The sequence below is a fragment of the Bacillus sp. 11C genome (assembly GCF_055486375.1).
This window is the reverse complement of record NZ_JBUPVZ010000016.1, coordinates 31,978-56,185: the sequence shown is the minus strand read 5'-3', so window position 1 is coordinate 56,185 and position 24,208 is coordinate 31,978. Positions and strand designations below refer to the sequence as shown.

The window sequence follows — 24,208 nt, the reverse complement described above, 5'->3', positions numbered from 1 at the left end:
CATACATGACATGAAAGGAAGTATTTGAAAATGGGAAACGAAGTACGCGTCCGTTATGCACCGAGTCCAACCGGACATTTGCATATTGGAAATGCCAGAACGGCGCTTTTTAATTATTTATTTGCCCGCAACCAAGGCGGTAAGTTTATTATTCGTGTTGAGGACACTGATAAAAAGCGCAATATTGAGGGCGGAGAACAAAGCCAGCTGAATTATCTGAAATGGCTTGGTATTGACTGGGATGAGAGTGTCGATGTCGGCGGTGAATACGGTCCATATCGTCAGTCAGAGCGTAACGATATCTATAAAGTGTACTATGAAGAGCTGCTTGAAAAAGGGCTTGCTTATAAATGTTACTGTACGGAAGAAGAGCTTGAAAAAGAGCGTGAAGAACAGATTGCCCGCGGAGAAATGCCGCGCTATTCCGGAAAACACAGAAATCTGACTCAGGAAGAACAGGAGAAATTTATTGCTGAAGGCAGAAAGCCAAGTATTCGTTTCCGCGTGCCGGAAGGAAAAGTTATCGCCTTCAATGATATCGTAAAAGGCGAAATTACTTTCGAGTCAGATGGCATTGGCGACTTTGTTATTGTGAAAAAAGACGGAACGCCGACTTACAACTTCGCGGTAGCTATTGATGACTACTTAATGAAAATGACACATGTGCTGCGCGGTGAGGATCATATTTCTAACACACCGAAACAGATTATGATCTATCAAGCATTCGGATGGGATGTTCCTCAGTTCGGACACATGACGCTGATCGTCAATGAAAGCCGTAAAAAGCTCAGCAAACGCGATGAGTCTATTATTCAATTCATCGAGCAGTATAAAGAGCTTGGCTACTTGCCAGAAGCGCTGTTCAACTTTATCGGCCTGCTTGGCTGGTCACCGGTTGGAGAAGAAGAGCTATTCACAAGAGAACAGTTTATTGACATTTTTGATGTAAACCGTTTATCTAAATCACCAGCTTTGTTTGATATGCATAAGCTAAAATGGGTTAACAACCAATATGTGAAGAAGCTGGATCTTGATCAGGTTGTTGAACTGACTCTTCCGCATTTGCAAAAGGCCGGAAAAGTCGGTACTGAGCTTTCTGCTGAAGAACAAGAATGGGTTCGTAAACTGATTTCCCTTTACCATGAACAATTAAGCTACGGTGCGGAAATTGTTGAGCTGACTGATTTGTTCTTTACGGATAAGATCGAGTATAATCAAGAAGCAAAAGCTGTTCTGGAAGAGGAACAGGTTCCTGAAGTGCTCAGCACATTCGCTGCGAAGCTTGAAGAGCTTGAGGAGTTCACTCCAGATAACATCAAAGCATCGATCAAAGCAGTGCAGAAAGAAACTGGCCATAAAGGGAAAAAACTGTTTATGCCGATCCGTGTTGCTGTAACAGGTCAGACTCACGGTCCGGAACTGCCGCAATCAATTGAATTGATCGGTAAAGAGATTGCGATTCAGCGTTTAAAAACATCTAAATAGATGATTGTTGACAGGGAAGAGTATAAAGCTTTAGGCCATTACAGAAAGGATCTTCATTGGCTGAGAGAGATCCATGAGCCGGGTTTTAGAAGTGCGCCCTTAAGACCTTTGAAGAACATTTTTCGAAATCAGTATTCAAAGGCGGCCGCCGCCGTTACAGGCTGAAGTTGGGAGAGCAGAAGTCTGCTTTTCAAACAGAGTGGAACCGCGCGGTTAAAGCGTCTCTGTCATGTTTACATGCAGAGGCGCTTTTTTTTATTGGGTAGAGGAAATCAGATAGAGAGAAATGGGGGGGGAAGCATGTGTTTTTTAGAATGCTCAAAGAAGACATTGATACAGTGTTCGATCAAGATCCAGCAGCAAGAAGCTATTTTGAAGTGATTTTAACTTATTCCGGTTTACATGCTATATGGGCGCATCGGATTGCACATGCTTTATATAAACGAAAATTTTATTTCCTTGCACGCCTTATATCTCAAGTAAGCCGATTTTTTACCGGGATAGAAATCCACCCTGGCGCTACAATCGGGAGAAGATTTTTCATAGACCATGGTATGGGGGTTGTCATTGGGGAGACATGTGAAATCGGCAATAACGTCACCGTTTTTCAGGGGGTTACCCTCGGGGGAACGGGGAAAGAAAAGGGAAAAAGGCACCCAACGATTAAAAATGACGCATTGATAGCCACAGGTGCTAAAGTGCTCGGTTCGATTACTGTCGGTGAAGGCTCAAAGATTGGTGCCGGTTCAGTAGTGTTGCACGATGTTCCTGATTTTTCAACAGTTGTCGGCATTCCTGGACGGGTCGTTGTACAAAATGGCAAGAAAGTAAGACGCGATTTAAACCATCAGGATTTGCCCGATCCGGTTGCTGATCGCTTTAAGTCTTTGGAACAGCAGATTTTAGAGCTGAAGGCAGAAATTGAAGACAGAAAAGAAAGGATCAATCAAAAATGACAATCACTCTTTATAATACTTTGACTAGACAGAAGGAAACATTCGTTCCTCTTGAAGAGGGAAAAGTGAAAATGTACGTGTGCGGACCGACGGTTTACAATTACATTCACATCGGGAACGCGCGTCCCGCTATCGTTTATGATACGGTTCGAAATTATCTGGAGTATAAAGGCTATGATGTGCAGTATGTCTCTAACTTTACAGACGTAGACGATAAATTAATAAAAGCGGCAAATGAACTTGGTGAGGATGTACCTGCCATTTCAGAGCGTTTTATTAAAGCATACTTTGAAGATGTAGGCGCGCTCGGCTGCCGAAAAGCCGACCTTCATCCGCGAGTGATGGAAAACATGGATGTGATTATCGAGTTCGTAGATCAGCTCGTGAAAAAGGGCTACGCTTATGAATCAGAAGGTGACGTTTATTTCAAAACAAGAGCATTTGAAGGGTATGGAAAGCTTTCTCAGCAATCAATTGATGAACTGAGATCAGGTGCACGCATCCGGGTCGGTGAGAAAAAAGAAGATGCTCTTGATTTCGCGCTGTGGAAAGCGGCGAAAGACGGAGAAATCTCTTGGGATAGCCCTTGGGGTAAAGGACGTCCGGGCTGGCACATTGAATGCTCAGCGATGGTGAAAAAGTATTTGGGTGACCAGATTGATATCCATGCGGGCGGACAGGATTTAACCTTCCCTCACCACGAAAATGAAATTGCGCAATCTGAGGCGCTGACAGGCAAAACGTTTGCAAAGTACTGGCTCCATAATGGCTATATCAACATTGATAATGAAAAAATGTCAAAATCACTGGGCAACTTTGTGCTTGTGCATGACATCATTAAACAGCATGATCCGCAGCTTTTAAGATTCTTTATGCTATCTGTTCATTATCGTCATCCAATTAACTATTCAGAAGAACTTTTGGAGAATACAAAAAGTGCGTTTAACCGTTTAAAAACAGCGTACAGCAACCTTCAGCACCGTCTGAACAGCAGTACGAATTTAACGGAAGATGACGATCAATGGCTGGGGAAAGTGGAAGAGCACCGCAAAGCATTCGAAGAAGCGATGGATGATGATTTTAATACGGCGAATGCCATTTCTGTCTTATTCGACTTAGCGAAGCATGCTAATTATTATCTTCAGAAAGATCATACGGCTGATCATGTGATTACGGCGTTTATTGAGATGTTTAACCGCATTGTTTCTGTCCTCGGTTTTTCATTGGGGGAGCAGGAACTGCTTGATCAAGAGATTGAAGACTTAATCGAAAAAAGAAATGAAGCGCGCCGGAACCGCGATTTTGCATTGTCAGATCAGATCCGCGACCAGCTGAAAAGCATGAATATCATTCTTGAAGATACGGCTCAAGGCACTCGCTGGAAACGGGGAGAATAACGGATGCTTGATTTTGAGACGATAAAAGATTCAAAGCAGCTTAACGGTCTTGCGCTTGCTTATATAGGTGATGCCATTTTTGAAGTGTATGTCAGGCATCACCTGCTTAAGCAGGGCTTTACCAAACCAAATGATCTTCATAAGAAATCAAGCCGGATTGTTTCGGCTAAGTCACAGGCTGAGATCCTATTCTTTCTGCAGGATAAATCATTTTTTACGGAAGAAGAGGAAGCGGTGTTGAAAAGAGGCAGAAATGCCAAGTCGGGAACGACACCTAAAAATACAGATGTTCAGACGTACCGCTACAGTACGGCATTTGAAGCGCTGCTTGGCTACCTTTTTCTAGAGAAAAAAGAGGATAGACTTAGTCAGCTCGTTGCCGAAGCTATACAATTCGGGACGTCAGGGAGGAAAACAAATGAGTCAGCAACATGATTACGTCATAGGAAAAAATGCAGTGATCGAAACGTTAAAATCAGATCGGAAGCTGTATAAGCTGTGGATGGCGGAAAACACCGTAAAGGGACAAGCACAGCAGGTGATTGAACTTGCGAAAAAGCAGGGAATCACGATTCAATATGTCCCGAGAAAAAAACTCGATCAAATGGTGACAGGGCAGCATCAAGGCGTAGTGGCACAGGTTGCCGCTTATGAATATGCGGAACTGGATGATTTATATAAAGCAGCCGAAGAAAGAAATGAACAGCCTTTCTTCCTTATTTTGGACGAACTTGAAGACCCTCATAATCTTGGTTCCATTATGAGAACAGCTGATGCGGTCGGCGCCCATGGCATCGTGATTCCAAAACGGAGAGCTGTCGGGCTGACAACAACAGTGGCAAAAGCATCAACAGGCGCGATCGAGCATATCCCTGTGGTAAAAGTCACCAATCTGGCACGAACGTTAGAAGAGATGAAAGAGCGGGGTATCTGGGTTGTCGGAACGGATGCGTCTGCGCGTGAGGATTACCGCAATATGGACGGCAATATGCCTTTGGCTTTAGTTATCGGAAGTGAAGGAAAAGGGATGGGCCGCCTCGTTAAAGAAAAGTGTGATTTTCTCATTAAACTCCCGATGGCCGGGAAGGTAACTTCACTGAATGCATCTGTAGCGGCTGGTCTTTTGATGTATGAAGTCTATCGGAAACGAAACCCTCTGGGAGAATAAAGACTTATGGATATCCTGTTAGTAGACGGATACAACATGATTGGAGCCTGGCCGCAGCTGAAGGATTTAAAAGCGAACAGTTTTGAAGAGGCGAGAGACGTACTGATTCAGAAAATGGCGGAATATCAATCGTATACAGGAAACAGGGTTATTGTTGTTTTTGACGCGCATCTCGTAAAAGGGCTTGAGAAAAAACAGACCAACCACAGAGTTGAAGTGATTTTTACAAAAGAAAATGAAACGGCTGATGAGCGGATAGAAAAGCTTGCTCAGGCGTTGAATAATATCGCGACTCAAATTCATGTCGCGACCTCTGATTATACTGAACAGTGGGCGATTTTCGGACAGGGGGCATTGCGGAAATCGGCCCGGGAGCTTTTGAGAGAGGTAGAAGCGATTGAAAGGCGAATAGAGAGACGGGTCAGAAAAATCACTTCCGAAAAGCCGGCGGGTAAAATTGCTTTATCGGAAGAGGTTTTGAAAACGTTTGAAAAGTGGAGGCGGGGGGACTTAGATTAAGTTGACGCTTTTTTGCCCAATACTGTATAATATTTCTATCTACGTGCGCCGGGGGGATCGGAGTGAATCTACAGAACAACAAGGGAAAATTCAACAAAGAACAGTTTTGTCAGTTGGAGGACGAGCAGGTCATTGAAAAGGTTCATGTTGGGGACAGTGATGCGTTAGATTACTTGATTACGAAGTACCGAAACTTTGTTCGGGCAAAAGCAAGATCCTATTTTTTAATAGGAGCGGACAGAGAGGATATTGTTCAGGAAGGTATGATAGGCCTTTATAAGTCTATTCGCGACTTTAAAGAGGACAAGCTTACCTCATTCAAAGCTTTCGCAGAATTATGTATTACCCGCCAAATTATTACCGCAATAAAGACAGCTACTCGCCAGAAACACATTCCTTTGAATTCCTACGTCTCATTAGATAAACCGATTTTTGATGAAGAATCAGACCGAACGCTGCTTGATGTCATTTCAGGAGCGAAAACCTTAAATCCTGAGGAAATGATCATCAACCAGGAAGAATTTGATGATATTGAAATGAAAATGGGAGAAATATTAAGTGATTTAGAGAGAAAAGTCCTCGTCTTATATCTTGACGGGAGAAGTTACCAAGAGATTTCTGATGAACTGAACCGGCATGTGAAATCGATCGATAATGCCCTTCAGCGTGTGAAACGCAAGCTGGAGAAGTACTTGGAAATTCGCGAAATCAGTTTTTGATAGGGATTTAAGTTATATTGACAGTATTTTTCTGACTGTGATATGTTACTAAAGATAAGAACTAATGTCTATTTAGAAAAAGGTGTAATGACATGAGAAAAAAGATTACCTTGGCATGCAAGACTTGCGGAAACCGTAATTATACGACAATGAAGAGCTCTGCATCAGCGGCTGAGCGATTAGAAGTAAAGAAATACTGCAGTACTTGCAATTCACATACAGCTCATCTTGAAACAAAATAGTTTTTGCGCTTTTAAATTGTGGAGGTCTTTTACATGCGTATTATGAGATTCTTTAAAGATGTTGGGAAAGAAATGAAAAAGGTAAGCTGGCCTAAAGGAAAAGAGTTAACGCGTTATACCATTACGGTGATTTCAACAGTTATCTTTTTTATTATCTTTTTTGCCCTCCTTGATACAGGAATTTCTCAATTAATTCGTTTAATAGTTGAATAATGATCAGCAATACGTGCTATAATAGATCATAATATCACTTGCCAAAACCCGTTCAGCGGGTTTTTTATTGTGGCTTAAAATGAAAGTTATCATAGGCTTGACGCCTATTTTTTGAGCGTTATGGTAATTCACTAAAACCAAATGCGGGGAGGGAAGGACTGAACAGTCCTGAAGAGAATGGAAAAGAATTGGTATGTTGTTCACACGTACTCTGGTTATGAGAATAAAGTAAAAGCCAACTTGGAAAAACGTGTTGAATCAATGGGGATGCAAGATAAAATTTTCCGTGTAGTCGTACCTGAAGAAGAAGAAACGGATATCAAAAACGGCAAGAAAAAAGTGGTGAAAAAGAAAGTATTCCCTGGTTATGTGCTTGTTGAAATTGTAATGACAGACGACTCTTGGTATGTTGTCCGCAACACGCCGGGTGTTACTGGTTTCGTAGGATCTGCCGGCTCTGGTTCAAAACCTACGGCGCTTCTTCCGGGCGAAGCAGAAACCATTCTGAAGAGAATGGGCATGGACGAACGCAAAACGGACATTGACTTTGAACTGAAAGAGACAGTGAAAGTAATAGACGGACCTTTTGCTAACTTTACTGGGTCAATTGAAGAGATTGATTATGATAAAAGCAAGGTCAAAGTTTTCGTTAATATGTTCGGCCGGGAAACGCCGGTTGAGCTGGAATTTACCCAAATCGATAAATTGTAATGTGAAAAAACTTGAAATTGCTATATATAAATGATAATATAGCAAAGGTACGTCTTGGACTTATCCAAGGCAACTAGCTTGATATTTCGTCATTCATATAAAGAATGAAACCTTGAGTGGGAGGGTTTACCCTATTACCACATCACGGACTTAAGGAGGTGTGTCTCGTGGCTAAAAAAGTAGTAAAAGTTGTAAAATTGCAAATTCCTGCTGGAAAAGCTAACCCAGCACCACCAGTTGGACCTGCACTTGGTCAAGCCGGTGTTAACATCATGGGATTCTGTAAGGAGTTCAACGCTCGTACAGCTGACCAAGCTGGTTTAATTATTCCTGTTGAAATTTCGGTTTACGAAGACCGTTCATTTACATTTATTACAAAAACTCCACCTGCTGCTGTATTGCTTAAAAAAGCGGCTGGAATTGAGTCTGGTTCTGGTGAACCAAACCGTAATAAAGTGGCAACCGTTAAGCGCGATAAAGTACGCGAAATCGCTGAAACGAAAATGCCTGACTTAAACGCAGCAGACGTTGAAGCGGCAATGCGCATGGTTGAAGGTACTGCACGCAGTATGGGTATTGTAATCGAGGATTAATTTGTTTCTTGTCGGGTTGCGAGTTTTAACAAGTTCGCAACCCTTATTCGTGGGAGGTTATTCCGCTATAACCACATAAGGAGGAAATTTTAAAATGGCTAAAAAAGGTAAAAAGTACGCTGAAGCTGCTAAGCTTGTAGATCGTTCAAAAGCTTACGACGTTTCTGAAGCAGTAGCTCTCGTTAAAAAAACAAACACAGCTAAATTCGACGCTACAGTTGAAGTGGCTTTCCGTCTTGGGGTTGACCCTCGTAAAAACGACCAGCAAATCCGTGGAGCAGTTGTGCTTCCAAACGGAACTGGTAAAACTCAGCGCGTTCTCGTTTTCGCAAAAGGCGAAAAAGCGAAAGAAGCTGAAGCTGCTGGTGCAGATTTCGTTGGCGATACTGACTACATCAACAAAATTCAACAAGGCTGGTTCGATTTCGATGTAATCGTAGCAACACCTGACATGATGGGTGAAGTTGGTAAAATCGGCCGTGTACTTGGACCAAAAGGTTTAATGCCAAACCCTAAAACTGGTACAGTTACTTTCGAAGTTGAAAAAGCAATCGGCGAAATCAAAGCTGGTAAAGTTGAATACCGCGTTGATAAAGCTGGAAACATTCATGTTCCTATCGGTAAAGTTTCTTTCGAGGATGAAAAACTTGTTGAGAACTTCACAACAATGTACGATACAATCCTGAAAGCTAAACCTGCTGCAGCAAAAGGCGTTTACGTGAAAAACGTTGCGGTAACTTCTACTATGGGACCTGGTGTCAAAGTAGACTCTTCAACTTTCAACGTAAAATAATATTGACACGACATCAACATTCTGATATTATTCAAAATGTTGTAAAATAGAATATCATTTATACCGTAGACAGTAGGGGCCTAACCGCTTAATCTTCCTACCGAGGTGTATATTATCACAGCTATTACGTTACGTATGCTTGTATATACAGCCTCCATGTCTCATGGAGGCTTTTTATATGGAATCCGTCGTCTCGGTCGTGATCACCTAACGGTATAAGTGTTACACAAGAATCTACAGGAGGTGTAACCATGAGCAGCGCAATTGAAACAAAAAAAGTTGTTGTTGAAGAAATTGCTTCTAAACTGAAAGAAAGTAAATCAACGATCATCGTTGACTACCGCGGACTTACCGTTTCTGAAGTAACAGAACTTCGTAAACAGCTTCGCGAAGCTAACGTTGAGTTCAAAGTTTACAAAAATACGATGACTCGCCGTGCGGTTGAACAAGCTGAGCTTAATGGTTTGAATGATTTCTTAACTGGACCGAACGCGATCGCATTCAGTACTGATGATGTTGTCGCTCCGGCTAAAGTTCTTAATGAATTCGCTAAAAATCACGAAGCTCTAGAAATTAAAGCTGGCGTTATCGAAGGTAAAGTTTCTACTGTTGAAGAAGTGAAAGCTCTTGCTGAACTTCCATCACGCGATGGCTTGCTTTCTATGTTGCTTAGCGTACTTCAAGCTCCAGTTCGCAACTTTGCTCTTGCTGCAAAAGCTGTGGCAGAACAAAAAGAAGAACAAGGCGCTTAATCTAATCAGTTTTTCATAAATTAAAACAAAATGGAGGAATTACAAATGGCTTTAAATATCGAAGAAATCATTGCTTCCGTTAAAGAAGCAACTGTACTTGAATTGAACGACCTAGTAAAAGCAATCGAAGAAGAATTCGGCGTAACTGCTGCTGCTCCTGTAGCTGTAGCTGGCGGAGCTGCTGCAGGCGGAGCTGCTGAAGAGCAAAGCGAATTCGACCTTATCCTTGCTGGTGCAGGTTCTCAAAAAATCAAAGTTATCAAAGTTGTACGTGAAATCACTGGTCTTGGCTTGAAAGAAGCTAAAGAACTTGTTGACAACACTCCAAAACCACTTAAAGAAGGTATTGCTAAAGAAGAAGCTGAAGAGCTTAAAGCTAAACTTGAAGAAGTTGGCGCTTCTGTAGAAGTTAAGTAATCTTCACTTACCTGTAGGGGGAGCTCGCTTTTATGAGGCGGGCTTTTTCTTTGCCATTCTTTATGCCATTACAAAAGGAGGTTCTAATAATGAGTGAGCATTATTATTCAGATAAACCTTCAGTTAAAAGCAACAAGCAAACCTGGTCTTTTAGGCTTCGTAAAAAAGATTTCACGTTTACCAGCGACAGCGGGGTTTTTTCTAAAAAGGAAGTTGATTTCGGCTCCCGCCTGCTGATTGATTCTTTTGAAGAGCCTGAAGTTGAGGGCGGCATTCTGGATGTTGGCTGCGGGTACGGCCCGATTGGTTTATCGCTCGCCAGCGACTTTAAAGACCGGACCATCCACATGATTGACGTTAATGAGAGAGCCGTAGAGCTATCAAATGAAAATGCGGAACAAAATGGAATAACAAACGTTAAGATTTATCAGAGTGATTTGTTTTCGAACGTTGATTCTGCTCAAACATTTGCTTCTATTCTTACAAATCCCCCAATCCGAGCCGGAAAAAAAGTTGTCCATGCTATCTTTGAGAAAAGCGCTGAACACTTAAAAACTTCAGGTGAGTTGTGGATCGTCATACAGAAAAAACAAGGCGCGCCTTCTGCCATTGAAAAGCTCGAGGAATTGTTCGATGAAGTTTCTGTCGTTCAAAAAAAGAAAGGCTATTATATCATTAAAGCAAAAAAAGTTTGACTCGGTATTTTAGCTATGTTAATATTATAAAATGCCAATGTATATATTTTGCTTGATATGATGAATTGTCAATATCTATGTATAAATTATACAAGTATGGAAATGCTAATAAAATCGGTATTTGTTTTTGGATGTGGTTTTCTTAATTAGAAACCCTTTTTTCTTTTGTCTTGTAAAAGTATTTTCTTTCTTTGGAAGAAATGCTTATTACACATATAATACGCATGATTTGAGGGGTGAATCAGTTGACAGGTCAACTAGTTCAGTATGGACGACACCGCCAGCGCAGAAGCTATGCTCGCATTAGCGAAGTGTTAGAATTACCAAATCTCATTGAAATTCAAACCTCTTCTTATCAGTGGTTTCTTGATGAGGGTCTTAGAGAGATGTTTCAAGACATATCGCCAATTGAGGATTTCACTGGTAACCTCTCTCTTGAGTTCATTGATTATAGTTTAGGTGAGCCTAAATATCCTGTAGAGGAATCAAAAGAACGTGATGTGACTTACTCAGCTCCGCTAAGAGTGAAGGTTCGTTTAATTAACAAAGAAACTGGAGAGGTAAAAGACCAAGATGTCTTCATGGGGGATTTCCCAATCATGACAGATACAGGTACTTTTATCATTAACGGTGCGGAACGCGTAATCGTTTCCCAGCTTGTTCGGTCTCCAAGTGTATATTTCAGTGGTAAAGTAGACAAAAACGGTAAAAAAGGTTTTACCGCTACTGTCATTCCAAACCGTGGCGCATGGTTAGAATACGAAACTGATGCGAAAGATGTTGTTTATGTCCGCATTGATCGCACACGTAAGTTGCCGGTTACGGTTCTTTTGCGTGCTCTCGGCTTCGGTTCCGATCAAGAGATTCTTGATCTCGTAGGAGAAAATGAATACCTGCGAAATACGCTTGATAAAGATAACACAGAAAATAGCGACAAAGCTTTGCTTGAAATTTACGAACGTCTCCGTCCTGGAGAGCCACCTACAGTTGAAAATGCGAAAAGCTTGCTTGATTCGCGTTTCTTTGATCCGAAACGTTACGATCTTGCAAATGTAGGACGCTATAAAATTAATAAAAAACTTCATATTAAGAATCGCCTCTTTAATCAGAGACTTGCTGAAACGCTTGTTGACCCTGAAACAGGAGAAATCCTGGCTGAAAAAGGTCAGATTCTTGATAGAAGAACACTTGATAAAGTACTGCCATACTTAGAAAACGGAATCGGTTTCAGAAAGCTGTATCCAAATGGCGGTGTTGTTGAAGATGAAGTAACTCTTCAATCGATTAAAATCTATGCTCCGACTGACCAAGAAGGAGAACAGGTTATCAATGTAATCGGCAATGCTTACATTGAAGAAGAGATTAAAAACATTACGCCTGCTGATATTATTTCCTCTATCAGCTACTTCTTCAACCTGCTGCACGGAGTAGGCGATACAGATGATATCGATCATCTTGGAAACCGCCGTTTGCGTTCTGTAGGTGAACTTCTCCAGAACCAATTCCGTATCGGGTTAAGCCGGATGGAGCGTGTGGTTCGTGAGAGAATGTCAATTCAAGATACGAATACAATTACGCCTCAGCAACTGATCAATATTCGTCCTGTTATTGCGTCCATTAAAGAGTTCTTTGGAAGCTCTCAGCTTTCCCAGTTCATGGACCAGACGAACCCGCTTGCTGAATTAACGCATAAGCGTCGTCTGTCAGCATTAGGACCAGGCGGATTGACACGTGAGCGTGCCGGAATGGAAGTGCGTGACGTTCACTACTCCCACTATGGCCGTATGTGTCCGATTGAAACACCTGAGGGTCCAAACATCGGTTTGATCAACTCGCTTTCATCTTATGCAAAAGTAAACCGTTTTGGTTTCATCGAAACGCCTTATCGCCGTGTTGACCCTGAAACAGGGAAGGTAACGGGCAGAATCGATTACTTAACTGCTGATGAAGAGGATAACTATGTTGTCGCTCAGGCGAACGCTCGTCTTGATGACGATGGCTCATTTATTGATGACAGCATCATAGCCCGTTTCCGCGGGGAGAACACCGTTGTTTCCAGAAACCGTGTGGATTACATGGATGTATCACCTAAGCAGGTTGTTTCTGCTGCGACAGCATGTATCCCGTTCCTAGAAAACGATGACTCCAACCGTGCCCTCATGGGAGCGAACATGCAACGTCAGGCTGTGCCTTTGATGCAGCCGGAAGCGCCGTTCGTTGGAACTGGTATGGAATATGTATCAGGTAAAGACTCTGGTGCCGCTGTTATTTGTAAACACCCTGGTATCGTTGAACGCGTAGAAGCGAAGAACGTTTGGGTTCGCCGTTATGAAGAAGTAGATGGTCAAAAAGTAAAAGGGAACCTGGATAAATACAGCATGCTGAAATTTGTCCGCTCCAACCAAGGTACTTGCTACAATCAACGTCCGATCGTAAGTGTAGGCGATGAAGTGGTAAAAGGAGAAATCCTTGCTGACGGTCCTTCTATGGAGCTTGGTGAACTTGCACTTGGCCGTAACGTAATGGTTGGCTTCATGACTTGGGATGGTTACAACTATGAGGATGCCATCATCATGAGTGAACGCCTTGTGAAGGATGATGTTTATACATCTATCCATATTGAAGAATATGAATCAGAAGCACGCGATACAAAACTTGGACCTGAAGAAATCACTCGCGATATTCCAAACGTCGGTGAAGATGCGCTTCGCAATCTTGATGACCGCGGAATCATCCGTATTGGGGCAGAAGTGAAAGACGGAGATCTTCTTGTTGGTAAAGTAACGCCTAAAGGTGTAACCGAACTGACTGCTGAAGAACGCCTGCTTCACGCCATCTTCGGTGAAAAGGCCCGCGAGGTTCGTGATACTTCTCTTCGTGTGCCTCACGGCGGCGGCGGGATTATCCACGACGTTAAAGTCTTCAATCGTGAAGACGGAGATGAACTTCCTCCAGGCGTTAACCAGTTGGTACGTGTGTATATCGTTCAGAAACGTAAGATTTCTGAAGGGGATAAAATGGCCGGTCGTCACGGTAACAAGGGTGTTATCTCTAAGATTCTTCCTGAAGAGGATATGCCTTACCTTCCTGACGGCACACCAATTGATATCATGCTTAACCCGCTGGGCGTACCATCACGTATGAACATCGGGCAGGTATTGGAGCTTCACATGGGTATGGCCGCTCGTTATCTCGGCATCCACATTGCGTCACCGGTATTTGACGGAGCGCGTGAAGAGGATGTTTGGGAAACACTTGAAGAAGCCGGAATGTCTCGTGACGCCAAAACGGTTCTTTACGACGGGCGTAGCGGAGAGCCGTTTGATAACCGTGTATCTGTCGGTATTATGTACATGATTAAATTGGCTCACATGGTTGACGATAAACTTCATGCGCGCTCTACAGGTCCTTACTCACTTGTTACGCAGCAGCCTCTTGGCGGTAAAGCGCAATTTGGCGGACAGCGTTTTGGTGAGATGGAGGTTTGGGCACTTGAAGCTTACGGTGCGGCTTACACTCTTCAAGAAATTCTGACTGTTAAATCTGATGACGTGGTTGGACGTGTGAAAACATACGAAGCCATCGTTAAAGGCGACAACGTTCCTGAACCAGGTGTTCCGGAATCATTCAAAGTATTAATCAAAGAACTTCAAAGCTTAGGTATGGATGTCAAAATCCTTTCTGGTGATGAAGAAGAAATAGAAATGAGAGATTTAGAAGACGAAGAAGATGCAAAACAAGCTGACGGCCTGGCGTTATCAGGTGATGAAGAGCCGGAGGAAACAGCATCTGCAGACGTTGAACGAGATGTAGTAACAAAAGAATAATCTCTAGTTATAAAGGCAAGTGACATCGGTTAATCCGAAGATAAAAAGGGAGGTAGGCCCCTTGCTAGATGTGAACAATTTTGAGTATATGAACATCGGTCTTGCTTCACCGGATAAAATCCGTTCATGGTCTTTTGGTGAAGTGAAAAAGCCTGAAACGATAAACTATCGTACGTTAAAACCTGAAAAGGACGGTCTATTCTGCGAACGCATTTTCGGACCGACTAAAGACTGGGAATGTCATTGCGGGAAGTACAAGCGAGTTCGTTATAAAGGCGTAGTTTGTGACCGCTGCGGAGTCGAAGTAACACGGGCTAAAGTCCGTCGTGAGAGAATGGGGCACATTGAACTGGCTGCCCCAGTTTCCCACATTTGGTATTTCAAAGGTATTCCAAGCCGTATGGGTCTTGTGCTGGATATGTCACCTCGTGCTTTAGAAGAAGTCATTTACTTTGCTTCTTACGTTGTAACTGATCCGGCAAACACACCGCTTGAAAAGAAACAGCTTCTGTCTGAGAAAGAATACCGTGCTTATCTCGATAAATACGGTAATAAATTCCAAGCATCTATGGGTGCAGAGGCGATTCATAAGCTTCTTCAAGATATTGATCTTGTAAAAGAAGTTGATATGTTAAAAGAAGAGCTGAAAACATCACAAGGGCAGCGCCGTACTCGTGCGATCAAACGCCTTGAAGTTTTAGAAGCCTTCCGTAACTCAGGAAACAAGCCTTCTTGGATGATCCTTGATGTGCTCCCTGTTATTCCTCCTGAGCTTAGACCGATGGTTCAGCTTGATGGCGGACGTTTTGCGACTTCTGATTTGAACGACCTTTATCGTCGTGTCATCAACCGTAATAATCGTTTGAAACGTCTTTTGGATCTTGGTGCACCTAGCATCATTGTTCAAAACGAAAAGCGTATGCTTCAAGAGGCTGTCGATGCCTTAATTGACAACGGCCGCCGCGGACGCCCTGTAACAGGTCCTGGTAACAGACCGTTAAAATCTCTTTCTCACATGTTGAAAGGGAAGCAAGGCCGTTTCCGTCAAAACCTTCTTGGTAAACGTGTCGATTACTCCGGACGTTCTGTAATCGTTGTTGGTCCTCATTTGAAAATGTACCAATGCGGATTGCCGAAGGAAATGGCGCTTGAACTTTTCAAACCTTTCGTTATGAAAGAGCTTGTTGAAAAAGGTCTTGCTCACAACATTAAGAGTGCGAAACGTAAAATTGAGCGCGTACAGCCTGAGGTATGGGATGTACTAGAATCAGTTATTAAGGAGCACCCGGTACTTCTGAACCGTGCCCCTACACTTCACAGACTAGGTATCCAAGCGTTTGAACCAACGCTTGTTGAAGGACGCGCAATCCGCCTTCACCCACTCGTATGTACAGCTTATAACGCTGACTTTGATGGTGACCAAATGGCGGTTCACGTACCATTATCTGCAGAAGCTCAAGCTGAAGCACGTATCTTGATGCTTGCCGCTCAGAACATCTTGAACCCTAAAGATGGTAAACCGGTTGTAACACCGTCTCAGGATATGGTACTGGGTAACTATTATCTGACACTTGAGCGTGCCGGTGCTGTCGGTGAAGGTATGGTTTTCAAGAATACAGACGAAGCGCTTCTTGCTTATCAAAACGGATATGTCCACCTTCATACGAGAGTAGCTGTTCCAGCTAGCGCCCTTAAGAATGTGACATTTACCGAAGAGCAGCGCTCAAAATTGTTAATTACAACTGTCGGTAAGCTTGTCTTCAATGAAATTCTGCCGGAATCATTCCCTTACATGAATGAACCAACGAAGAGCAACATTGAAGAGAAAACACCTGACCGTTTCTTCTTAGAAAAAGGTGCCGATGTTAAAGCTGCCATTGCACAGCAGCCAATCAATGCACCGTTTAAAAAAGGCATTCTGGGTAAAATCATCGCGGAAATCTTCAAACGATTCCATATCACGGAAACGTCTAAAATGCTTGACCGCATGAAAAACCTAGGTTTCAGATACTCTACAAAAGCTGGTATTACAGTTGGTGTTTCTGATATCGTCGTTCTCGATGATAAGCAAGAAATCCTTGAAGAAGCACAAGGTAAAGTTGATAACGTCATGAAGCAATTCCGACGTGGTCTAATCACTGAAGAAGAACGCTATGAGAGAGTTATCTCTATCTGGAGTGCTGCGAAAGACGTTATCCAAGGCAAACTAATGCAATCACTTGATGAGCTCAACCCAATCTACATGATGAGTGACTCTGGTGCCCGTGGTAACGCGTCTAACTTTACACAGCTTGCCGGAATGCGCGGTCTGATGGCCAACCCGGCTGGACGTATCATTGAATTGCCGATCAAATCAAGTTTCCGTGAAGGTCTGACAGTATTGGAGTACTTTATCTCTACTCACGGTGCGCGTAAAGGTCTTGCCGATACCGCCCTTAAAACAGCTGACTCAGGATACCTTACACGTCGTCTCGTTGACGTTGCACAGGATGTTATCATCCGTGAAACTGATTGCGGAACTGACCGAGGCATCCTTGCTAAGCCTCTTAAAGAAGGAACGGAAACCATTGAGCGCTTAGAAGAACGCTTAATTGGCCGATTTGCACGAAAACAAGTGAAACACCCTGAAACAGGTGAAGTACTTGTCAATGAAAACGAACTGATCGATGAAGATAAAGCACTAGAGATTGTTGAAGCCGGCATTGAAGAAGTCTGGATTCGTTCTGCCTTCACATGTAACACGCCTCATGGTGTATGTAAACGATGCTATGGCCGAAATCTTGCAACTGGCTCCGATGTTGAAGTCGGTGAGGCTGTCGGTATCATTGCTGCCCAATCAATCGGTGAGCCTGGTACACAGTTAACAATGCGTACATTCCATACAGGCGGGGTTGCCGGAGACGATATCACACAGGGTCTTCCGCGTATCCAAGAGCTTTTTGAAGCGCGTAATCCGAAAGGTCAGGCAACAATTACAGAAATCGACGGTACAGTCGTTGAGATCAATGAAGTTCGTGATAAGCAACAGGAAATTGTGGTTCAAGGCGCAGTGGAAACACGTTCTTATACGGCACCTTATAACTCCCGTTTGAAAGTAGCGGAAGGAGATAAAATTACTCGAGGCCAAGTACTGACAGAAGGTTCAATCGATCCGAAAGAGCTTCTGAAAGTGACTGACATGACTGCTGTTCAAGAGTATCTTCTCCATGAGGTTCAAAAGGTTTATCGTATGCAGGGTGTTGAAATCGGTGATAAACACGTAGAAGTAATGGTTCGCCAGATGCTTCGCAAAGTCCGCGTGATTGATGCCGGTGACACTGATGTGCTTCCAGGTACATTGCTTGATATTCACCAATTTACTGAAGCGAACAAAAAGGTATTGCTTGAAGGTAATCGTCCTGCTACAGGCCGTCCTGTCTTACTCGGTATTACAAAAGCATCTCTTGAAACTGATTCATTCTTATCTGCTGCTTCCTTCCAGGAAACAACACGTGTCCTTACAGACGCAGCGATCAAAGGTAAGCGTGATGAGCTTCTCGGCTTGAAAGAGAATGTTATCATCGGTAAGCTTGTTCCGGCTGGTACAGGTATGATGAAATACCGAAAAGTAAAAACAGTTTCAAATGTTCAGCCGACTGATGACATGGTTCCGGTTGAATAATTGATTTAAAGCTGCTGAAAGACTGCAAAACAGTCTTTCAGCAGATATTTTTAATAAAAAATCACTCTATGAGAAGAACGAAACTAAAAAATGTCATACTATGTTGACATACGTCTCCTAGAATGATAATATAACCAAGGTGCTCGAAATAAACCTGTTACTTTGGAGGATGTATTTATGTCTTATGATAAAGTATCACAGGCCAAATCAATTATTATTGGTACGAAGCAAACAGTGAAAGCTCTAAAACGAGGTTCGGTAAAGGAAGTAGTCGTTGCAGAAGACGCAGATCCTATCCTTACGAAAAGTGTTATTACACTTGCGAAAGATCAGGGGATCGCAGTCTCAATGGTCGAATCCATGAAAAAGCTCGGCAAAGCCTGCGGAATTGAAGTAGGAGCAGCAGCTGTTGCCATTATGTTATAACGTACTTTTTTGTTTTTGCGTGAGATTTTTTCTCGTGTGAAGACATTGTTTTTTGCCTTTTGATGAACCACCTGGGTATGTGGGTTATAAAACGTAATGAAGGGAGGAAAAAATAATGCCTACAATCAATCAGCTAATTCGTAAAGGACGCGTGAGTAAAGTAGAAAACTCAAAGTCTCCTGCACTTAACAAAGGATACAACAGCTTTAAAAAAGAGCACACTAATGTATCTTCTCCACAAAAACGCGGGGTATGTACTCGTGTTGGTACAATGACACCGAAAAAACCGAACTCAGCACTTCGTAAATATGCTCGTGTTCGTTTGACTAACGGAATCGAGGTTACGGCTTACATTCCTGGTATCGGTCACAACCTGCAAGAGCACAGCGTTGTACTAATCCGCGGCGGACGTGTAAAAGACTTACCAGGGGTACGTTACCACATCGTTCGTGGTGCGCTTGACACTGCTGGAGTAGAAAACCGTGCGCAAGGCCGTTCTAAATACGGAACTAAACGTCCTAAAGCAAAATAATAAACACAAAAACGTAAAAATAATGAAGGGAGGATATTCAGATGCCACGTAAAGGTCCTGTAGCAAAAAGAGATGTTTTACCTGATCCGCTTTATAATTCTAAGCTTGTATCTCGTCTAATCAACAAAATGATGATCGATGGTAAAAAAGGTAAGTCTCAAACAATCCTATACAAGTCATTCGATATCATTAAAGAACGTACTGGCAATGATGCAATGGAGGTTTTCGAACAAGCATTGAAAAACATCATGCCTGTACTTGAAGTTAAAGCACGCCGTGTAGGTGGTGCGAACTACCAAGTTCCTGTAGAAGTTCGTCCTGAACGTCGTACTACTCTTGGACTTCGCTGGTTAGTAAACTATGCTCGTCTTCGCGGAGAAAAAACGATGGAAGAGCGTTTAGCTAACGAAATCCTTGACGCAGCTAACAATACTGGTGCTGCTGTTAAGAAACGTGAAGATACTCATAAGATGGCTGAAGCAAACAAAGCTTTTGCTCACTATCGCTGGTAGGTTTCATATATTTAAAAAACACAATTTCCTAATAAGGAAGGAGAAATTACCCAATGGCAAGAGAGTTCTCCTTAGATAAAACTCGTAATATCGGGATCATGGCTCACATTGATGCTGGTAAAACGACTACTACAGAACGTATCTTGTTCTACACAGGCCGTATCCACAAAATTGGTGAAACTCATGAAGGAGCTTCACAAATGGACTGGATGGAGCAGGAACAAGAACGCGGTATCACAATCACATCCGCTGCGACAACTGCGCAGTGGAAAGGATACCGCGTAAACATCATCGATACTCCAGGACACGTAGACTTCACAGTTGAAGTTGAACGTTCTCTTCGTGTACTTGATGGTGCGGTTGCCGTACTTGATGCACAATCAGGCGTTGAGCCTCAAACAGAAACAGTATGGCGCCAAGCAACAACTTACGGAGTTCCGCGTGTCGTATTTGTCAACAAAATGGACAAAATCGGCGCAGACTTCCTTTACTCTGTAGGTACTTTAAGAGACCGTCTTCAAGCTAACGCCCATGCAATCCAATTGCCAATCGGTGCTGAAGACAATTTCGAAGGTATCATCGACCTTGTAGAAAACGTTGCGTATTTCTACGAAGATGATCTTGGAACTCGTTCTGATGCGAAAGAAATCCCTGAAGAGTACAAAGAACAAGCCGAAGAGCTTCGTAACAGCTTAATTGAAGCTGTCGCAGAGCTTGATGAAGAGCTTATGGAAAAGTACCTCGAAGGTGAAGAAATCACAATCGACGAGTTGAAAGCTGCAATCCGTAAAGGTACTTTGAATGTTGAATTCTATCCAGTACTAGTCGGTTCCGCTTTCAAAAACAAAGGTGTTCAGCTTGTACTTGATGCAGTTCTTGACTACCTTCCTGCACCAACTGATGTTGCTGCAATCAAAGGTGTACGCCCGGATACTGATGAAGAGATTGTTCGTCATTCTTCTGATGAAGAGCCATTCTCTGCACTTGCATTTAAAGTAATGACTGACCCTTATGTTGGTAAGCTGACGTTCTTCCGTGTGTACTCTGGAACTCTTGATTCCGGTTCATACGTGAAAAACTCAACAAAAGGCAAACGTGAGCGTGTCGGACGTATCCTGCAAATGCATGCCAACAGCCGTGAAGAGATCGCTACTGTTTATGCAGGAGACATCGCAGCTGCTGTAGGTCTAAAAGATACATCTACTGGAGATACTCTATGTGACGAAAAGGATCTTGTAATCCTTGAATCAATGGAATTCCCAGAGCCGGTTATCGATGTAGCGATTGAGCCTAAATCAAAAGCTGACCAAGATAAAATGGGTATCGCTTTAGCGAAACTTGCTGAAGAAGATCCTACATTCCGTACTCAAACAAATCCGGAAACTGGTCAGACGATCATCTCTGGTATGGGTGAACTTCACCTCGATATCATTGTTGACCGTATGAAGCGTGAATTCAAAGTAGAAGCTAACGTAGGTGCTCCTCAAGTTGCGTACCGTGAAACATTCCGTTCAGGTGCAAAAGTTGAAGGTAAATTCGTACGTCAATCTGGTGGACGCGGTCAATTCGGACACGTTTGGATTGAATTCGAACCTAATGAAGAAGGCGCTGGATTTGAATTCGAAAACGCAATCGTCGGTGGTGTTGTTCCTCGTGAATACATCCCAGCCGTACAAGCAGGTCTTGAAGACTCTCTTGAAAATGGTGTCTTAGCAGGATTCCCGCTAATTGACATCAAGGCAAAACTTTTTGATGGATCTTACCATGATGTTGACTCAAATGAAATGGCGTTTAAAGTCGCTGCTTCAATGGCATTGAAAAATGCAGTCAGCAAATGTAACCCTGTTCTTCTTGAACCAATTATGAAAGTTGAAGTTGTTATTCCTGAAGAATACATGGGAGACATCATGGGTGATGTTACTTCTCGTCGCGGACGCGTAGAAGGTATGGAAGCTCGCGGTAACGCACAAGTTGTTCGCGCGATGGTTCCTCTTGCTGAAATGTTCGGTTACGCTACTGCACTTCGTTCTAATACGCAAGGTCGCGGTACGTTCACTATGTTCATGGATCACTACGAAGAAGTACCGAAGAGCATTTCTGAAGAAATTATCAAAAAAAATAAAGGCGAATAATTGATTTTGCCTCTTAACTCAAGTATAACTACTATTGTAAGATGAGGAAGTGAAAGCTTTCTTTCACTTCCTATCACACTATACATTACTAATTAAAAGCTCTTAAGGAGGATTTTAGAATGGCTAAAGAAAAATTCGACCGTTCCAAATCACATGCCAATATTGGTACAATTGGACACGTTGACCATGGTAAAACAACATTAACTGCTGCTATCACAACAGTACTTCATAAGAAATCTGGTAAAGGTACAGCTATGGCGTACGATCAAATTGATGGTGCACCAGAAGAGCGCGAGCGCGGAATCACAATCTCTACTGCACACGTTGAGTATGAAACTGAAACTCGTCACTATGCACACGTTGACTGCCCAGGACACGCTGACTATGTTAAAAACATGATCACTGGTGCTGCGCAAATGGACGGAGCTATCCTTGTAGTATCTGCTGCTGATGGCCCAATGCCACAAACTCGTGAGCATATCCTTCTTTCTAAAAACGTTGGTGTACCATACATCGTTGTATTCTTAAACAAATGCGACATGGTAGACGACGAAGAGCTTCTTGAACTAGTTGAAATGGAAGTTCGCGATCTTCTTAGCGAATATGACTTCCCTGGTGATGATGTACCAGTAATCAAAGGTTCTGCTCTTAAAGCACTTGAAGGTGACGCTGATTACGAAGCAAAAATCTTCGAACTTATGGATGCGGTTGATGAGTACATCCCAACTCCAGAGCGTGACACTGAAAAACCATTCATGATGCCAGTTGAGGACGTATTCTCAATCACTGGTCGTGGTACAGTTGCTACTGGACGTGTTGAACGCGGACAAGTTAAAGTCGGTGACGAAGTAGAAATCATCGGTCTTCAAGAAGAAAACAAGAAAACAACTGTTACAGGTGTTGAAATGTTCCGTAAGCTTCTTGATTACGCTGAAGCTGGAGACAACATTGGAGCCCTTCTTCGCGGTGTAGCTCGTGAAGATATCCAACGTGGTCAAGTACTTGCTAAACCAGGTACAATCACTCCGCACAGCAAATTCAAAGCTGAAGTTTACGTTCTTTCTAAAGAAGAGGGTGGACGTCATACTCCATTCTTCTCTAACTACCGTCCTCAGTTCTACTTCCGTACAACTGACGTAACTGGTATCATCCAACTTCCAGAAGGCGTAGAAATGGTTATGCCTGGAGACAACACTGAAATGATCGTTGAACTTATCTCTACAATCGCTATCGAAGAAGGAACTCGTTTCTCTATTCGTGAAGGCGGACGTACTGTTGGTTCAGGCGTTGTTTCTACAATCACTGAGTAATAGTATGATCATAAACGAGACCCCCTGCGGGTCTCGTTTTTTATTTTATAATCTATTTCTTGTATAATAGGATCTATCATATTCGAGGGGCTAATTTTTATGATTCCTGAAAAGAGATCAATCGCTATCATGAAAGAACTGACCATTGACAAAACGAAGCAAATGCTGATGATTAATGGGGCTGATGTGAAAAATCCTTTGCTGCTTTTTTTACATGGCGGGCCGGGGACGCCCCAAATCGGGTATGTTAGGCATTATCAAAAAGAGCTGGAACAGCATTTTACAGTAGTACATTGGGATCAAAGAGGATCAGGGCTTTCTTATTCAAAACGAATTCCTCATCACTCCATGACAATCAGTCATTTCATTAATGATGCAATTCAAGTCACTCAATGGGTCCTAGACCATTTTTCAAAAACAAAACTATATCTTGCCGGCCATTCGTGGGGCTCGGTGCTAGCACTTCATGTACTGCAGCAACGTCCGGAGTTGTATTACGCGTATTATGGAATCAGCCAGGTTGTTAACCCTCACTATGAAGAATCAGCTGCTTATCATTATATTCGTGAAATGTGTGATGCAAAGAGAGCCAGTATAGTATCCAAGGCCATACGGTTTATTGGCGCTCCGCCTTGGGAGAAGGAGATCAATCATCATATCTATCGGTTTTGTGTCGAGATGAGTAGGGGAGGATTCACTCACCATCATCGTCAAGCTCTATCTATTTTTTTTCAAATGCTTACCGGGAATGAGTATGGAATAAAAAACATGCACAAATTCCTCAATGGACATCGATTCAGCAAAAAACATTTAACTGATGAGTTGTACCAGTTTAATGGATTTGCATCAATTCCTTCTATTAAAGTACCGTGCTTTTTCATTTCGGGGAGACATGATCTAATTGTTCCTGCTGAAATATCAAAACAGTTTTATCAAGAGCTTGACGCGCCTGAAAAGCACTGGCTTCAATTTGAGAATTCCGCTCACACCCCGCATATCGAGGAGCCATCATTATTCGCAAGTACATTGAGTCGCCACGCACTGCACCACTTATGATAGGTCCTTGATAAATAAGACAAACACCTGTATAATAAAAAAAGTATGCAAATCATGCATATCTTAAATAAGTCTTGCAACATACGTCTATT

The 24,208-nt window shown here is 42.7% G+C and carries 23 protein-coding genes and 2 other annotated features; all 23 genes read left to right on the top strand.

Annotated elements, in window-relative coordinates:
• Positions 1–30 precede the first annotated feature (30 nt).
• The 23 genes from gltX to ACY3LV_RS18095 all read left to right on the top strand — a co-directional run bounded on the left by gltX (position 31) and on the right by ACY3LV_RS18095 (position 24,116).
• A complete protein-coding gene (gene gltX, locus ACY3LV_RS18205) occupies positions 31–1,485 on the top strand; it encodes a glutamate--tRNA ligase (RefSeq protein WP_087991678.1) in 1,455 nt (484 codons plus the stop codon).
• Positions 1,484–1,714 (top strand) — a binding site (T-box leader). It overlaps the preceding gene by 2 nt.
• Before the next feature lie 73 nt (positions 1,715–1,787).
• Positions 1,788–2,441, top strand: a complete 654-nt coding sequence (gene cysE / locus ACY3LV_RS18200) for a serine O-acetyltransferase (protein ID WP_087991715.1) — start codon at positions 1,788–1,790, stop codon at positions 2,439–2,441.
• Positions 2,438–3,838 (top strand): cysteine--tRNA ligase, encoded by a 1,401-nt coding sequence (gene cysS, locus ACY3LV_RS18195; RefSeq protein WP_333562260.1) that lies wholly within the window; start codon positions 2,438–2,440, stop codon positions 3,836–3,838. Before cysE ends, cysS begins: the two co-directional genes overlap by 4 nt.
• A gap of 3 nt (positions 3,839–3,841) precedes the next feature.
• Positions 3,842–4,273: a mini-ribonuclease 3 gene (locus tag ACY3LV_RS18190; protein WP_333562259.1), complete on the top strand. Its 432-nt coding sequence runs from the start codon at positions 3,842–3,844 to the stop codon at positions 4,271–4,273.
• On the top strand, positions 4,257–5,006 hold the full coding sequence (gene rlmB, locus ACY3LV_RS18185) for a 23S rRNA (guanosine(2251)-2'-O)-methyltransferase RlmB (RefSeq protein ID WP_064814479.1): 750 nt from the start codon (positions 4,257–4,259) through the stop codon (positions 5,004–5,006). The genes ACY3LV_RS18190 and rlmB overlap by 17 nt, the downstream gene beginning before the upstream one ends.
• A gap of 6 nt (positions 5,007–5,012) precedes the next feature.
• Positions 5,013–5,525 carry a ribosome-dependent mRNA decay endonuclease Rae1/YacP gene (gene rae1 / locus ACY3LV_RS18180; protein WP_003225756.1) on the top strand — a complete coding sequence of 171 codons (513 nt, stop codon included), beginning with the start codon at positions 5,013–5,015 and terminating at the stop codon, positions 5,523–5,525.
• A 62-nt stretch (positions 5,526–5,587) separates the two neighbouring features.
• Entirely contained in the window at positions 5,588–6,244 is a 657-nt protein-coding gene (gene sigH / locus ACY3LV_RS18175; RefSeq protein WP_087991681.1) for an RNA polymerase sporulation sigma factor SigH, read from the top strand.
• A gap of 92 nt (positions 6,245–6,336) precedes the next feature.
• Complete coding sequence (gene rpmG, locus ACY3LV_RS18170; protein WP_003156421.1) at positions 6,337–6,486, top strand: 50S ribosomal protein L33; 150 nt, start codon at positions 6,337–6,339, stop codon at positions 6,484–6,486.
• Positions 6,487–6,519: 33 nt separating this feature from the next.
• Complete coding sequence (gene secE, locus ACY3LV_RS18165; RefSeq protein ID WP_010327716.1) at positions 6,520–6,699, top strand: preprotein translocase subunit SecE; 180 nt, start codon at positions 6,520–6,522, stop codon at positions 6,697–6,699.
• A 177-nt stretch (positions 6,700–6,876) separates the two neighbouring features.
• On the top strand, positions 6,877–7,410 hold the full coding sequence (nusG, locus tag ACY3LV_RS18160) for a transcription termination/antitermination protein NusG (protein ID WP_010332761.1): 534 nt from the start codon (positions 6,877–6,879) through the stop codon (positions 7,408–7,410).
• A 167-nt stretch (positions 7,411–7,577) separates the two neighbouring features.
• Positions 7,578–8,003 carry a 50S ribosomal protein L11 gene (gene rplK / locus ACY3LV_RS18155; protein WP_003156430.1) on the top strand — a complete coding sequence of 142 codons (426 nt, stop codon included), beginning with the start codon at positions 7,578–7,580 and terminating at the stop codon, positions 8,001–8,003.
• Between the two features lie 94 nt (positions 8,004–8,097).
• Positions 8,098–8,796, top strand: a complete 699-nt coding sequence (gene rplA, locus ACY3LV_RS18150) for a 50S ribosomal protein L1 (RefSeq protein WP_010327718.1) — start codon at positions 8,098–8,100, stop codon at positions 8,794–8,796.
• Positions 8,797–8,841: 45 nt separating this feature from the next.
• Positions 8,842–8,982, top strand: a sequence feature (ribosomal protein L10 leader region).
• Between the two features lie 65 nt (positions 8,983–9,047).
• The gene (gene rplJ, locus ACY3LV_RS18145; RefSeq protein ID WP_148964435.1) at positions 9,048–9,548 is read left to right on the top strand and encodes a 50S ribosomal protein L10; all 501 of its coding nucleotides are present in this window, start codon (positions 9,048–9,050) and stop codon (positions 9,546–9,548) included.
• Between the two features lie 45 nt (positions 9,549–9,593).
• Positions 9,594–9,965, top strand: coding sequence for a 50S ribosomal protein L7/L12 (gene rplL / locus ACY3LV_RS18140; RefSeq protein ID WP_003156436.1), 372 nt, complete (start codon positions 9,594–9,596; stop codon positions 9,963–9,965).
• An 89-nt stretch (positions 9,966–10,054) separates the two neighbouring features.
• Complete coding sequence (locus tag ACY3LV_RS18135; RefSeq protein WP_253268769.1) at positions 10,055–10,660, top strand: class I SAM-dependent methyltransferase; 606 nt, start codon at positions 10,055–10,057, stop codon at positions 10,658–10,660.
• Between the two features lie 245 nt (positions 10,661–10,905).
• Positions 10,906–14,487, top strand: coding sequence for a DNA-directed RNA polymerase subunit beta (gene rpoB, locus ACY3LV_RS18130; protein WP_333562258.1), 3,582 nt, complete (start codon positions 10,906–10,908; stop codon positions 14,485–14,487).
• Between the two features lie 61 nt (positions 14,488–14,548).
• Positions 14,549–18,148 (top strand): DNA-directed RNA polymerase subunit beta', encoded by a 3,600-nt coding sequence (gene rpoC / locus ACY3LV_RS18125; protein ID WP_333562257.1) that lies wholly within the window; start codon positions 14,549–14,551, stop codon positions 18,146–18,148.
• A gap of 177 nt (positions 18,149–18,325) precedes the next feature.
• Complete coding sequence (locus tag ACY3LV_RS18120) at positions 18,326–18,574, top strand: 50S ribosomal protein L7ae-like protein (RefSeq protein WP_087991686.1); 249 nt, start codon at positions 18,326–18,328, stop codon at positions 18,572–18,574.
• Between the two features lie 115 nt (positions 18,575–18,689).
• Complete coding sequence (gene rpsL, locus ACY3LV_RS18115) at positions 18,690–19,106, top strand: 30S ribosomal protein S12 (protein ID WP_003156445.1); 417 nt, start codon at positions 18,690–18,692, stop codon at positions 19,104–19,106.
• 41 nt (positions 19,107–19,147) lie between these two features.
• The gene (rpsG, locus tag ACY3LV_RS18110) at positions 19,148–19,618 is read left to right on the top strand and encodes a 30S ribosomal protein S7 (RefSeq protein ID WP_003156447.1); all 471 of its coding nucleotides are present in this window, start codon (positions 19,148–19,150) and stop codon (positions 19,616–19,618) included.
• 53 nt (positions 19,619–19,671) lie between these two features.
• Positions 19,672–21,750: an elongation factor G gene (gene fusA, locus ACY3LV_RS18105; protein WP_087991687.1), complete on the top strand. Its 2,079-nt coding sequence runs from the start codon at positions 19,672–19,674 to the stop codon at positions 21,748–21,750.
• A 119-nt stretch (positions 21,751–21,869) separates the two neighbouring features.
• Positions 21,870–23,060 (top strand): elongation factor Tu, encoded by a 1,191-nt coding sequence (tuf, locus tag ACY3LV_RS18100; RefSeq protein WP_087991688.1) that lies wholly within the window; start codon positions 21,870–21,872, stop codon positions 23,058–23,060.
• A gap of 99 nt (positions 23,061–23,159) precedes the next feature.
• Entirely contained in the window at positions 23,160–24,116 is a 957-nt protein-coding gene (locus tag ACY3LV_RS18095) for an alpha/beta fold hydrolase (RefSeq protein WP_464864268.1), read from the top strand.
• The last annotated feature ends 92 nt before the right edge of the window (positions 24,117–24,208 follow it).